Here is a 12,623-nt window from a genome sequence, read left to right as displayed (position 1 = left end):
TTGACGGGCTCAAATTTTCTCCATACCGCGAGGCGCCGCATCGAATGCGCGCCGGGCGATGCAACGGCGCGAGGCGGCTCGCGCCTGTGATGTGGAGGCGGACAATGTCGTGTCGTTTCACCTGGATTCCCCTGCTGGGCGCTGCGCTGGCCTCGATGGCCCATGCGCAGACAGCACCGGCATCGTACGGATTGCTGAATGGAAAGCCGTATGCCGGGCAAACCGTCAAAGTGATGGCGGTTTCCACGCCGCAGTTCACCGCGCTGCAAAAGCGGTCCGATGCCTTCACGGCCCTGACCGGCATCAACGTGAAGTGGACGTTCGTGCCGTTCAAGGCGTTGCAGGAGAAGGTCACGAGCGTCGGGGTGGCCGCCAACGGCAACTTCGACGTGGTGAATTATCTCGATCAGTGGGGCGCGTCGTACGCGCATTGGCTCGAACCGCTCGGCCCGTATGTGGCGCGCGATCGTATCGATCTTGCCGACTATCCGCCGGCTTTTCTGCAGGCCGTCACGCACGACGGCAAGCTGTACGGCATGCCGCTGCGCAGCAACGTGCAGATGCTGCTGTATCGAAAGGACATCTTCAAGGCGCTCGGCCTCGCCGCGCCGAAGACCTGGCAGGACATCATCGACGCGGGGCCGAAGATTCGCGCGGCCTATCCGGAGGTGGCGCCGCTCGGCTGCTATTACGGGGCCGACGGCAATCGCCAGAACCTGTTTGCCTGGGCCGATTTCGTGCGCGGCGCGGGCGGCCGGATTCTCGATCCGCAGGGTTACCCGGCGTGGACCTCGCCGAAGGCGATGCAGGGCACGCGCGAATATGTCGAACTCCTGACGAAGCACGACCTGTGCGGCCCCGGCGCCACGTCCAACGTCGAGCAGGATGCGCGGATCGCGTTCCAGCAGGGGCGCAGCGCGGTGCTGCCGATCTGGCAGTGGGCCTACTCCGCCGCCACCAACCCGAAGGATTCGCGCCTGTCGGCCGATCAGGTGGGCTTTGCGCCGATGCCCGCCTACCGCGCCGGACAAGCGCCCACCACCGTGATCAACGTGATGCCGCTGTCGCTGTCGATGTATTCGAAGCGCAAGGCCGCCGCGTGGGAATTCATCAAGTGGGTCACCAATGCGGATCTCGACAAGCGCAACGCGATCGAGCGCAACGTGAACGGATTCCCGGTGGTGAACAGCGTGGTCAACCGCTGGTCGAGCATGCGCGATGCCGGCGTGAACGCGGCGAACGCGCAGATTCTCACCGCAGCGGCAACCGCGCTGGAGGGCAACGCCGCGCCGATGCCGGAAGTGGTGTATTGGCCCGAGGTGGCGGATCTCGCCTCGATCGCGATCAATCAGGCGGCCTCGGGCGGCAATCTCGAACGGCTGATGACGGATGCCGCGCAACGCGCCACCCACGTCGTGCAGCGTGAGCTGCGCTGATTCCCCATCCTTCACAAGGAACTTGCGTCATGAATGAACGCCTCGCGAAGTACGGCATGGTGGCGCCCGGCCTGGTGGTCGTGCTGGGCACCGCGCTGTATCCGCTCGTCACCACGTTTTATCTGAGCTTTCGGGATTGGAATCTCGGGCGCTCGAACGAATCCCGATCGCTATGGCGGCCGTCGGACGGCCTGTCGCAAATCGGCTATCTGTTCGACAACTACACGCGTGCGCTCGGCGATCCGTCGATGTGGAATTCCGCCTGGGTGACGGCGAAATTCACGGTGGCCTCGGTGGTGTTGACGATCGCGCTCGCGCTCGCCGTTGCCGTGCTGCTGTTTCGCGGCGGCGCGGTGCGTTCGGTGCTGCGTTCGATGCTGATCCTGCCGTTCGCGATGAGCCCGGCGCTGATCGGCGCTCTGTGGCGGTTCATGGCCAATGCCGATTTCGGCGTGGCCGGTGCGATCGGCCACGCGCTGCACCTGAAGGATTTCGATGTGCTGGGGCATCCGGATTCCGCGTTCTGGGTGGTGCTGTCGAGCGACGTCTGGCACTGGACGCCGTACTTCGCGCTGATTTTCATCGGAGCGCTGGCGGCGGTGCCGAAGGAGAGCCAGGAAGCGGCCGAGATCGACGGCGCCAGCCCGCTGCAGGTGTTCTTTTCGATCACGCTGCCGCAGCTGATGCCGGTGCTGCTGGTCTCGACCGTGCTGAAGGCGATCTTCGCGCTGAAGGTGTTCGACCAGATCGTGATGATCACGAATGGCGGCCCCGGCCAGGCGACGCAGACGCTCACGCACTTCATCTATTTCCAGGGCTTCAAGTATCTGAACATGAGCTATGCGTCCGCGCTCGGCTGGCTGCTCGTGATCCCGATGATGATGCTGACCGTGGTCTATGTGCGGCTGTCGCAGCGCACGAAATAAGGAGACGACCCGATGACCGCCAAATCCCTGCAGACTTCGTCGGCCGACAACCGTGCGGCCACGCGTGCGATCGATCGCACTCCCGGCAGGCTGCATGCCGGCTTCGGCAAGTTGTGCCGTGGTATCGCACTGGCCGTGCTGTTTCTCGTGATCGTGCTGCCCTTGCTCTGGGTGCTTGCGGCCGCGCTCAAGCACTCGGTGGACGTGTACCAGTTGCGCTTCGCATTCAAGCCGACCCTGGGCAATTTCGTCGAGATCATGCGCGAGCCGTTTCGCGTGCAGGACAAGCTGATCAACTCGCTGATCGTGTCGCTGTCGACCGTCGCGATCACGTTGCCGCTGGCGACGGCTGCCGCCTACGCGTTCTCGCGCTTTCAGCTGTTCGCGCACAAGTCCTTGCTGGTGGCGGTGCTGGCCACGCAGTTCCTGCCGCCGGTGGTGATCGTGCTGCCGTTCTTCCTGATGTTTCGGGATCTGGGGATGTACGACACGCGCACCGCGCTGATCGTCATCCAGACCGCGCTGGTGATGCCGTTCGCGATCTGGATGATCAAGGGCTTCATCGACCGGATTCCTCGCGACATCGAGGAATCCGCGATGATCGACGGCGCGACGCACCTTCAGGTGCTGGTCCAGATGATCATGCCGATCGCGCTTCCGGGGATCGTCACGGCCGGCATCTTCTGTTTCATCCTGTCCTGGAACGACTTCATCATCGCCGTGATTCTGACCTCGGAAGATGCGGTGACGTTGCCGGTGGCGATGGGGCTCTTCAACCGCGAGGAGGGCGACCTCTGGCAACTGCTGTCGGCGACCGGCCTGCTCATCATGCTGCCGATGTTCCTCTTCGCGTCCTATATGCAGCGCTATCTGGTGCGCGGCACGACCGCCGGCGCGGTGCGTTGATCTTTCTCTCAGGCAAACCGACATGACTACCGTTACGTTGAACCGGGTAAGCAAGAAGTGGGGCAGCACCCATGCAGTGAAGGACCTCGACCTGAGCGTTGCCGCGGGGGAATTCCTGGTGTTGCTCGGGCCGTCCGGCTGCGGCAAGACCACCACCATGCGCATGATCGCCGGGCTGGAAGATCCGACGCAGGGCGATCTGATGTTCGATGCGCAGCGCATGAACGGTGTGCCGCCTCGCCAGCGCGACATATCGATGGTGTTCCAGAACTACGGCCTGTATCCGCACCTGAGCGTGTACGACAACATCGCGTATCCGCTGAAGTTGCGCGGGGTGGATGCGCATCAGCGCGATCGCGAGATCCGGCGCGCGGCCGATCGGGTCGAACTGGGGCATCTGCTGCAGCGGCGTCCCGCCGCGTTGTCGGGCGGCCAACGGCAGCGCGTGGCGCTGGCGCGATCGATCGTGCGTCGCCCGCGCGTCTTCCTGATGGATGAGCCGTTGTCGAATCTCGATGCGAAGCTGCGCGGCGCGATGCGCGCCGAGCTGAAACATCTGGCCCGCGAGCTGGCCGTCACGACGGTTTATGTGACCCACGATCAGGTCGAGGCGATGACGCTGGCTTCGCGCGTGGCCATCATGAAGGACGGCGTGCTGCAGCAGATCGATACGCCGGAGATCATCTACAACGAGCCGGCCAATGCATTCGTTGCCGAATTCGTCGGCTCACCGGCAATGAACCTGTTGCACGGGCAAGGCCGTGGCGGCCGGTTCGTGCTCCCCGACGGGCTGACCTTGCCGGTCGTGCCGCCTCGCGACGGCGCGCTGACGCTGGGCGTGCGGCCGGAAGACATCGCGATCGGCAGCGACGGCGCCCAGGGCGTGTTCGCGGCCGATATCTTCGCGTTCGAACTGCTCGGCGACACCACCCTGATCACGCTGAAGCTCGATAGCCAGCGGCTCGTCGTCAAGGGCGACAAGTCGATCCGGTATCGGGATGGCGAGCGGATCGGCTTGCGGCCCGATCCCGAGAAGCTGTTCTGGTTCGACGGCGCCAGTGGCGAACGGATTCGGCGCGCATGAGCGTTCGGCGTAATCGAGTAAGCGGTACTCATCGCAAAGGATCGACAGATGCATCCCAATCTCATCAAGCATAAGTTTCTCGCGGCCCGTCCGATCATCAATGCATGGCTGTCGATGCCGAGCGGATACGCGGCGGAAGTGGTCGCGACGCAGGGCTTCGATTCGGCCACCGTGGATCTGCAGCACGGCATGATCGGCTTCGACATGGCGGTGTCCATGCTGCAGGCCATCAGCGCCACGGATGCGACGCCCCTGGTGCGTTGCCTCTCGCTCGATCCGCCGGCGATCATGAAGTTGCTCGATGCCGGCGCCTATGGCGTGATCTGCCCGTCGATCGACACGCCGGCGATGGCGCGGCAACTGGTGGCGGCGTGCCGGTATCCCGGCGGCGGCATCCGCTCGTTCGGGCCGGCGCGCGGGCTGCTGTACGGCGGCGCGGATTACTTTGCCCATGCCAACGAGACCGTGCTCGCCATCGCCATGATCGAATCGCGCGAGGCGCTCGATCATCTCGACGACATCGTGTCCACGCCCGGGCTGGACGGCATCTATATCGGACCGAACGATCTCGCCTTGAGCCTTGGCGCAGCGCCCGGCGGCGCGGTGGCCGACATCGTCGAGGCCGAGATCGCGCGGATCCTGGAGAGTGCGTGTCGGCATGGGCGCATCGCCGGCATTTTCTGCAACGATGGCGCCGCGGCGCGGATGCGTATCGAACAGGGCTTTCATCTGGTCACGCCGGGCAACGATGCCAATGCGCTGGCCACGGCCAGCCTGTCGCGCCTGCAAGCCGCGCGCGGTGCACAGAGCGCCGCCATCGACGGCGGGTATTGAGCGATGCGCGACCTGCCACTGGTTCTGCTTCCCGGCACGCTGTGCGACGCCAGCCTTTGGCAAGCGCAATACGCGGCATTCGTCGATGAGCGGCCGGTGATCGTGCCGGACCTCGGCATCGAGGCATCGATCGGCGCGGAGGCGGCGCGCATGCTGGCCGAGTTGCCGGAGCGGTTCTGGCTGGCCGGATTTTCACTGGGTGGCATCGTCGCGTTGGAGTTGGTCAGGCAGGCGAGGGACCGTGTCGCGGGCTTGTGCCTGATCGGCAGCAATGCACGGCCGGATCGGGCCGAGAACCGCCCGCATCGCATGACGCTGTTGCAGCGCGCTTGTGACGGCGAGCTGCGTGCCATGTTGCGCGAGGCGTTGACGCCGCATTATTTCGCCACCGGCAGCCGGCAAGTCGCCGCACTGACAGCGCAGGTCGAGACCATGGCCGAGGCGGTCCGGTCGCGATTCGCGCACCAGACTCGATACGCGTGCGAGCGAAGCGATTCGCTGCCGTTGCTGGCCTCGCTCGAAGTGCCCGTCGCGCTGATCGTTGGCGACGACGATCGCGTGGTGCCGCCGGGTTGCCAGCAGGACATGTTGGCGGCGGCGGCGCATGCGTCGCTGGCTGTCGTGCCCGCGTGCGGCCACTTCGTTCCGCTGGAGGCGCCGCAAGCCTGCAACGATGCGATGCGCCGCTGGATGGGCGGGTAGGAGGCAGCTTGCCGAGATTCAGGAAGGGTTTTCATAAAACTTAGTAGGCCTACTCAATGACCTGAGAGAACATGTCCGGCGCGATGACGATGCGCCGGGAATTGCGATTCCACACGAGACCTCACCATGAAGCCGACCCGCACGTTGCTGTCGATTGCCTGCTGTACCGTTGCCTGTTCCGCGCAAGCGCAAAGTAGTGTCACGTTGTACGGCGTGATAGACGAAGCCGTCCAGTTCACGACGAACCAGGCCGGGGGCCGCACTTACGCGCTGGCGAGCGGCACGTTGAGCGCCTCGCGTTTCGGGCTGAAGGGCCGGGAGGATCTCGGCGGGGGATACGCCACCATTTTTCAGCTCGAGAACGGTTTCAACGCGAACACCGGCAAGGCCGGGCAGAACGGCCGGCTGTTCGGCCGGCAATCGTGGGTAGGGGTCGCGACGCCGTACGGCAATTTCATGCTGGGGCGCCAGTACGATTTCGAAACCGACTTCATCGGGCCGTTCGAATCCGGCTATGCGTGGTCGGGCGGCCCCGGCACGCAACCGGGCGACAACAACAACTTCAATGCGAGTTTCCGGTTGAACAACGCGGTGAAGTTCGTCAGCACGCCGTTTTACGGGCTCAAGGTGGGCGTGGTGGCGTCGCTCGGCGGCACGCCCGGATCGTTCTCCCAGAACAGCACCTACGGCGCCGGCGTGACGTATACGGCCGGCGGCTTCTCGATCGCGGGCTCGTATTCGCATATCGACAGCCCCAACACCTCGGTCTACGACGGCACCTCGACGACGACGGGGGTAACCGTCAGCGGCCTGAGCTACTCGGGTTTCGTCTCGGCCAAGACCTTGCAGATCGCCGCGGCCGGTGTGTCGTACGCATTTGGCGCGTCGACGATCGGCGGCACCTTCAGTAATGTGGAGTTCAAGCAACTGGGCAGCGGGTCGGGGCCGAACCCGAACGGCTATGCGGGCACCGCCGTGCTGAACACGTTCGAACTGAACTACCTGTACCGGATGACGCCGGCGCTCTCGGTCGGGACCGCATTTATCCTGACGCGGGCGAACTCCGTGAATGGCCAGGGCGGCGCGCTCTATCGACAGATCGACCTGGGCACCACCTACAGCTTGTCCAAGCGCACCGATGTCTACCTGTGGGCGTACGGGCAATCCGCGAGCGGCACGAATTCGGTGGGGACGCCGGCCGTCGCGCAGTTGGCCTTCACGACGGCGTCGTCCAGCAACAAGCAACTGGCCGTGGTGGCGGGTATCCGGCATCGTTTTTGACGGTAGCGGCGCTCGACGCCGCGCGAATTTCATTGAAAGGAGAGTCGACGTGAGTTTGAACTTGGGTTCGTATCGGGATGTGCCGGATTTCATCTACGGCATCACGCGGGAAATCTGGGAGGATCGCGGGATCGGCGCCAAGCTGCAGCAGCACTATGCGCCGGATATCCTGTTGCGCGCCGCGACCGGGTTTACCGGCAGCAACGCGGGCGTGACCGCGCAGACCTTGCAGACGCTGCACCAGTTTCCCGATCGCCAACTGATCGGCGAGGATGTGATCTGGACGCCGTACGACGACGGCACGTTCCTGTCGTCGCACCGGCTCACCTCGGTGATGCGCCACACCGGCGACGGGATTCTGGGGCAGGCCCAGGGGCGGCTGGTGCGCAGCCGGATCATCGCCGATTGCTGGGTACGCGATCAGGTCGTGGTCGAGGAGTGGCTGGTGCGCGATCAGGCCGCGTTCGCGCGCTGCCTCGGCACCGACGCGAAGGCGCTGGCCCGCGAGATGGTCGATCGGGAAATCCGGCAGGGCGTGCCGATCTCGTTTTTCGTGCCGGCGCACGACAAGCCGAGCCGCTACAGCCCGACCTTCCAGGACGACGAGGCGGTGCATCGCTATCTCGCGGGGGTGCGGCGGCTCTGGCACGACAAGGAAACCTCGGTGATCCGCGACATGTATTTCCACGGCGCGGCGTTCCACGCGCCGGGTGGCGACGTGCTGTACGGCCATGCCGATATCGATCGGTTCGCGATCGGCTATCTGGCCTCGTTGCCGGACGCCGAGCTGAAAATCGAGAGTGCGCGCGTGAATCGCGATCCGGAACAGCCGGTGCGCGTGGCGATTCGCTGGTCGCTCACCGGCACGCACAGCGGGTTCGGGCATTTCGGCGAACCGACCGGCGCGCCCGTCTACGTCATGGGCATCACGCATGCGAACCTGACGGGCGGGAAAGTCATGGCGGAATATTTCATGACCGACGAGGTATCGATCTGGAAGCAGATCTTCGCCCATCGCGAGAGCCGGGCCGGGGCATGATGGCATGTGCGGATGCGATATCTTTCGGGTTCTTCGAGACGCTTGCTTAAGCTATCATTGAGCCTCATCGTTGTCGTATCCCCGGAAGCCAACATGCCCAAATCCGTGCCGCCCGCGCGCCCCGCGCGGGCCCGCGTCGCCGCGAGCGAACCTGCGTCGGCAGTGAAACGACAGCCGCTGCCCGAGCAACGTCCGGATCACGACCTCGATCATTCGGTGGGGTATCTGCTCAACCGCGCGGCCAGTATCATCGCGGCGCGATTCAGCGACGATCTCAAGGCACACGGCATCAATCTGCAAACGTGGCGAGTGCTTGCCGCGCTGCGCCATGAAGACCACCAGACCCTCTCCGATCTGGCGAGCCATACGGGCTCCGAACTGTCGTATCTGTCGCGGGCGGTGAGTGCGCTGGAGGGCAGCGGGCATATCCGGCGCAGCGTATCGCCCACGGATCGCCGCAACATTCACCTGTCGATTACCGAAGCAGGCGCCGCCGTCGTCGCGGAGCTGGCGCCACGGGCGTGGGAGATCGAGCGCACCTCGATGCAGGGGGTCACATCCAGCGAGCTTGCCATCACGCTCAAGACGCTGCGCGCGGTGTATTCGAATCTCGTGGACAGCTGCGATGACGTGTCCGGCGTCAATCGAAAGCTGACCGTTGCACGACGCGTGCGCCGTCGCGAGGCACGCGACGAATCCGCCACGGAGTAACGCTCGGTCTTCCCGAGGCGACGCAGGCGCGCGAATCGCGCGGCTTGCGTCGCCTCGGCCGGCTCAGACCGGCTCGGGCACCACGCGGTTTTCGATCGCGCCGATGCCGGCGATCTCGGCGCGCATCACGTCGCCCGCGCACAGGAAGGTGGGGGGCTCATCGCCACGCCCACGCCCGACGGCGTGCCGGTGGCGAGCAGATCCCCGGCCTCGAGCGTGAACGCTTTCGACAGATGTGCGATCTGCTCATACACGTCGTGGATCATCGCGCCGGTTTCGTCGTCCTGACGAAGCTCCCCGTTCACCCACATGCGCAGCCGCAGCGCGTGCGGATCGCCGAGTTCGTCGGGCGTGACGATCCACGGCCCGGTTGGCCCGCAGGTGTCGAACGACTTGCCGACCGTCATGGTTTGCGTCGCCAGTTGCCAATCGCGTACCGATACGTCGTTGCACACCATGTAGCCGGCAATCACGGAAGGCGCCTCCTCGCGGCTGACGTGGCGGCAGCGCTGGCCGATCACCGCGCACAGTTCGACCTCGTAGTCGAGCTGTTCGGAGACAGCCGGCAGATGAACGTCGCCGAACGGCCCGTTGATGCACGACACCTGCTTGTTGAACCAGACCTGCGTGGGCGGCGTCTGCACGCCGACCTTGGCGGCCTCCGCCACGTGCTTGCGATAGTTCATGCCGATGGCGAGAAACTTCGACGGATTCGGCAGCGGGGCAAGCAATTCCACCTCGGCAAGCGGCGCCGCGCGGCCGCCACGCACGGCGTGCGCACGCTGCATGGCTTCGGGGCCGGCCTGCAGCAGCGCCAGCATTGTGTCGGGTAGTGCCGCGTCGTTGCCGGGCAGGTCGATCACCTGGTCATTCTCGACCTTGCCGATCGAAATCTTGCCGTGATGGCGGTAAGTCACGAGTTTCATGAGTACACCCGATAAGAAGTGAAGGAAAAGCGTCAGGCGACGCGGGCGGGCGTCGGATCTTGCCGTTCGGGCTCGCCCTCGCGCGCCATGACCGGATACGGATAGCTGCGTGGCAGGCGTGACAGCAGCCAGGCGGCGAGGACGAGCAGCACTACGAACGCGATCAGCGCATGGCGATACGATCCGGTGGCGTCGTAGGCGGCGCCCATCAGGAATGGCCCCAGGCCGGTGCCCACCGTGAACACCGCGAACAGGTAGCCATAGATCTGGCCGAACGCACGCAGCCCGAAGTAGCGGCTCTGCAAGTAGGCGATCAGGTCCACCTCGGCGCCCATCCCGAGGCCGACGAGCACGGCGCCGAGGGTGGTCAGAACCGGGTCGCTGCTGGCGAGCAGCGTCAGCACGCCCGCCGCGGGCAGCACGACGAACGCGATTGCCACATGCGGGCCGAAGAAACGGTCGAGCAGGAAGCCGCACAGCAGGCGCCCGACGATCAGCGCGATACCGATGCCCGAGAACACCGTCACCGCGCGGCCGGCGGGAATGCCGCGATCGGTCAGCAGGGGCACGAGATGTGCGATCGTGCCGTTGGCCACGACCGGGATGCAGAGAAATGCCGCCGCGAGCATCCAGAACAGGGGGCTGCGCAGTGCCTCGCCGGCCTCGATCCCGGGCAGCGCGGCCTTGCGCGCCGGGTCCGACGTGCCGCGCGAGGCGGCGTCCGCGCCGCCGATGAAGAGCGCGACCGCGAAGAACGCGATCACGAACACGGTCACGCCGACCAGCCCATACGCACCGCGCCAGCCGAACCGGTCGAGATACGCTTGCGTCAGGCGCGGCACCAGCGCGGCGCCGAGCCCGACCCCGGTCATCGCGATGCCCATCGCCAGGCCGCGTCGCCGGTCGAACGCGCCGGCGATCGCCTTGGCGTATGGCAGCGGCGCCTGCCCCGCGCTGAACAGCCCGACCAGCGAGAACATCACGAGGAACACCGGCGGCGACGGGGGCGCCAGCGACATCGACGCGATCGCGAGCGCGAACAGGGTGATGGCCGCGAGCGTGACGCGCTTGATGCCGTGGCGGTCCATCAGGCGGCCGGCAAGGGGCGTGCCCGCCGCGGCGAACAACGAGCCCAGCATGATCGCGGCCGATACCATGCCGCGATGCCAGCCCAGCTCCGCCATGATCGGCTTCATCAGCACGGAAGCCGAGAACTGCAGGATGGTGACGTTGCCGACGGTCAGCCCGAGCACCGAGCCGAACACGACCCACCATCGATTTGCGAACATGCTGCGCACGCTAGACTCCCAAAACCGGTTGAGGTTGAAGACACGCCTGGGGAACGGCCTGTCTCGTGTTGCGTCACGCGTTCGCGGCGTGTTCGATGAAGCGTCCGGCATGAAACAGCAGGGGCGGTTCGCTGCCGTAGGAGAAGCGCTCCACGTGACCCAGGATCATCACATGATCGCCATAGGTCTCGATGGCGGCGGTCCGGCACTCGAAGCGCGCGAGCGTGCCGTCGAATACCGGCACGTCGCCAAGCCCGTTCTCCAGCCGGTCGTCGAACGAGGCGAACTTGTCGTCCGCCGGCCGCGCGAAATGGCTGGCGATGTGCTGCTGATCGGCGTTCAGCACGTGCACCGCGAAATAGCCCGATGCGCGGAACACCGGCAGGCTCGGCGCGCGATCGCTCAGATACCACGCGACGAGCGGCGGATCGAGCGACACCGAGCAGAACGAATTGATGGTGAGTGCCGCGCGGCGGCCGTCGTCGGCGCGCGTCGTGACGAGGCAGACGCCGGTGGCGAAGCGGCCGAGCGCGTTGCGCAGCTCGCGGCTGTCCACGGTAGGCAGGTTCATGCTTGTTCCTTGATGAAGTCGGGGACGGCATTGGCGCCGGCGCCCGTGAAGCAGCGCGGATCGCGTGTCGAGCCCCAGTAATCGAGCGAGACCGGCGAGGGCTCGATGCGTCGAGGCGGGCGCGGAAACGATTCCGGGAATGCCTCCATGCCGAAGCTGTATTCCATCGTCAGGCCGTCCGGGTCGAGGAAGTACAGGAAGACGCTGTCCGACGCCGGATGCCGGCCCGGCCCGAATACCACGTCCGAGGCGGCGTTTTTCAGGCGTACCAGCGCGCGGCCGATGTCGTCGATTTCGGTGACCATGTAGTTCACGTGATGCAGGCAGTGCCGTTCGAACTTCGCGATGCCGATGCCGTGATGGTAGGGATTCGGCCAGCATCGCATGAAGGTGATGAACTCGCCCACCGAATCCGATTCGCTGAAGTTCAGCACGTCGCGCCAGAATTCGACGGCGCGCGCCGCGTCGGGCGTGTTGAACACGACGTGGCCCAGCCGCTGGATGCGCGTCACCGTCGCCTGGAACGGCCGCGCCGAATCGGGCGCCGGAACGTAGAACTCGATCGTTGCGCCGACCAGCGGCTCGAACACGCGCACGGCACGGGCTTGCGCGCGCGCCACGCAGGTGGCCGCGTCCACTTCGTGCACCTCGAGCCGCGCGCCGGCGAGGCGTTCGAGCAGCGGCGCGAACTGCGCCATGTCCTCGAGCATGAAGCCCGCGCAGCGCAGGCCGGCCTCGCGCGCCTCGTGCAGCACCACGCTGTGATGATCGTGATCGCAGCGCAACTGGACGCCGCCGTCCGGGCCGATGCCCACGAATTGCAAGCCCACGACCTCCTCATAGAAGCGGCGTGCCGTGTCGAGCCGCGTCACGTCGAGCTCGACGCGCCCCAGTTTCCGGTATCGAATCATCATTTCG

The 12,623-nt window shown here is 65.6% G+C and carries 13 protein-coding genes; 9 read left to right on the top strand and 4 right to left on the bottom strand.

All coding sequences use genetic code 11. The features are described from left to right. The first annotated feature begins 104 nt into the window (after positions 1-104). The 9 genes from AB4850_RS10565 to AB4850_RS10525 all read left to right on the top strand — a co-directional run bounded on the left by AB4850_RS10565 (position 105) and on the right by AB4850_RS10525 (position 8,919). Entirely contained in the window at positions 105-1,436 is a 1,332-nt protein-coding gene (locus AB4850_RS10565) for an ABC transporter substrate-binding protein (RefSeq protein ID WP_414439770.1), read from the top strand. 29 nt (positions 1,437-1,465) lie between these two features. Beyond that, positions 1,466-2,362: a carbohydrate ABC transporter permease gene (locus AB4850_RS10560; protein ID WP_414439769.1), complete on the top strand. Its 897-nt coding sequence runs from the start codon at positions 1,466-1,468 to the stop codon at positions 2,360-2,362. A gap of 12 nt (positions 2,363-2,374) precedes the next feature. Continuing rightward, positions 2,375-3,268, top strand: a complete 894-nt coding sequence (locus AB4850_RS10555) for a carbohydrate ABC transporter permease (RefSeq protein ID WP_414439768.1) — start codon at positions 2,375-2,377, stop codon at positions 3,266-3,268. 22 nt (positions 3,269-3,290) lie between these two features. Beyond that, complete coding sequence (locus AB4850_RS10550; RefSeq protein WP_414439767.1) at positions 3,291-4,352, top strand: ABC transporter ATP-binding protein; 1,062 nt, start codon at positions 3,291-3,293, stop codon at positions 4,350-4,352. A 48-nt stretch (positions 4,353-4,400) separates the two neighbouring features. Beyond that, positions 4,401-5,186, top strand: a complete 786-nt coding sequence (locus tag AB4850_RS10545; protein ID WP_414439766.1) for an HpcH/HpaI aldolase family protein — start codon at positions 4,401-4,403, stop codon at positions 5,184-5,186. Positions 5,187-5,189: 3 nt separating this feature from the next. Continuing rightward, positions 5,190-5,888, top strand: a complete 699-nt coding sequence (locus AB4850_RS10540; RefSeq protein ID WP_414439765.1) for an alpha/beta fold hydrolase — start codon at positions 5,190-5,192, stop codon at positions 5,886-5,888. A gap of 126 nt (positions 5,889-6,014) precedes the next feature. Further along, positions 6,015-7,169: a porin gene (locus AB4850_RS10535; protein WP_414439764.1), complete on the top strand. Its 1,155-nt coding sequence runs from the start codon at positions 6,015-6,017 to the stop codon at positions 7,167-7,169. Between the two features lie 49 nt (positions 7,170-7,218). Then, positions 7,219-8,208 (top strand): ester cyclase, encoded by a 990-nt coding sequence (locus tag AB4850_RS10530; RefSeq protein ID WP_414439763.1) that lies wholly within the window; start codon positions 7,219-7,221, stop codon positions 8,206-8,208. A 93-nt stretch (positions 8,209-8,301) separates the two neighbouring features. After that, positions 8,302-8,919 carry a MarR family winged helix-turn-helix transcriptional regulator gene (locus AB4850_RS10525; RefSeq protein WP_414439762.1) on the top strand — a complete coding sequence of 206 codons (618 nt, stop codon included), beginning with the start codon at positions 8,302-8,304 and terminating at the stop codon, positions 8,917-8,919. Between the two features lie 125 nt (positions 8,920-9,044). Here the strand turns inward: AB4850_RS10525 and AB4850_RS10520 are convergent, their stop codons facing one another. The 4 genes from AB4850_RS10520 to AB4850_RS10505 all read right to left on the bottom strand — a co-directional run bounded on the left by AB4850_RS10520 (position 9,045) and on the right by AB4850_RS10505 (position 12,619). Beyond that, a complete protein-coding gene (locus tag AB4850_RS10520; protein ID WP_414439761.1) occupies positions 9,045-9,845 on the bottom strand; it encodes a fumarylacetoacetate hydrolase family protein in 801 nt (266 codons plus the stop codon). 32 nt (positions 9,846-9,877) lie between these two features. Next, positions 9,878-11,134: an MFS transporter gene (locus AB4850_RS10515; protein ID WP_414439760.1), complete on the bottom strand. Its 1,257-nt coding sequence runs from the start codon at positions 11,132-11,134 to the stop codon at positions 9,878-9,880. A gap of 73 nt (positions 11,135-11,207) precedes the next feature. Continuing rightward, positions 11,208-11,705, bottom strand: coding sequence for a flavin reductase family protein (locus tag AB4850_RS10510; RefSeq protein ID WP_414439759.1), 498 nt, complete (start codon positions 11,703-11,705; stop codon positions 11,208-11,210). Beyond that, positions 11,702-12,619, bottom strand: coding sequence for a VOC family protein (locus AB4850_RS10505; protein ID WP_414439758.1), 918 nt, complete (start codon positions 12,617-12,619; stop codon positions 11,702-11,704). The genes AB4850_RS10510 and AB4850_RS10505 overlap by 4 nt, the downstream gene beginning before the upstream one ends. Positions 12,620-12,623 lie beyond the last annotated feature (4 nt).

It is taken from the genome of Burkholderia sp. 22PA0106 (assembly GCF_047497155.1).
GTDB lineage: Bacteria > Pseudomonadota > Gammaproteobacteria > Burkholderiales > Burkholderiaceae > Burkholderia.
The sequence above is the reverse complement of the archived record's forward strand: the minus strand, read 5'-3'. Positions and strand labels throughout refer to the sequence as shown.

Bases quoted from the DNA above. Each gene is read 5' to 3' on its own strand.
- AB4850_RS10560 (WP_414439769.1), top strand. From the start codon at position 1,466: ATGAATGAACGCCTCGCGAAGTACGGCATGGTGGCGCCCGGCCTGGTG.
- AB4850_RS10510 (WP_414439759.1), bottom strand. From the start codon at position 11,705: ATGAACCTGCCTACCGTGGACAGCCGCGAGCTGCGCAACGCGCTCGGC.
- AB4850_RS10550 (WP_414439767.1), top strand. From the start codon at position 3,291: ATGACTACCGTTACGTTGAACCGGGTAAGCAAGAAGTGGGGCAGCACC.
- AB4850_RS10565 (WP_414439770.1), top strand. From the start codon at position 105: ATGTCGTGTCGTTTCACCTGGATTCCCCTGCTGGGCGCTGCGCTGGCC.
- AB4850_RS10545 (WP_414439766.1), top strand. From the start codon at position 4,401: ATGCATCCCAATCTCATCAAGCATAAGTTTCTCGCGGCCCGTCCGATC.
- AB4850_RS10520 (WP_414439761.1), bottom strand. From the start codon at position 9,845: ATGAAACTCGTGACTTACCGCCATCACGGCAAGATTTCGATCGGCAAG.
- AB4850_RS10525 (WP_414439762.1), top strand. From the start codon at position 8,302: ATGCCCAAATCCGTGCCGCCCGCGCGCCCCGCGCGGGCCCGCGTCGCC.
- AB4850_RS10540 (WP_414439765.1), top strand. From the start codon at position 5,190: ATGCGCGACCTGCCACTGGTTCTGCTTCCCGGCACGCTGTGCGACGCC.
- AB4850_RS10535 (WP_414439764.1), top strand. From the start codon at position 6,015: ATGAAGCCGACCCGCACGTTGCTGTCGATTGCCTGCTGTACCGTTGCC.
- AB4850_RS10555 (WP_414439768.1), top strand. From the start codon at position 2,375: ATGACCGCCAAATCCCTGCAGACTTCGTCGGCCGACAACCGTGCGGCC.
- AB4850_RS10505 (WP_414439758.1), bottom strand. From the start codon at position 12,619: ATGATGATTCGATACCGGAAACTGGGGCGCGTCGAGCTCGACGTGACG.
- AB4850_RS10515 (WP_414439760.1), bottom strand. From the start codon at position 11,134: ATGTTCGCAAATCGATGGTGGGTCGTGTTCGGCTCGGTGCTCGGGCTG.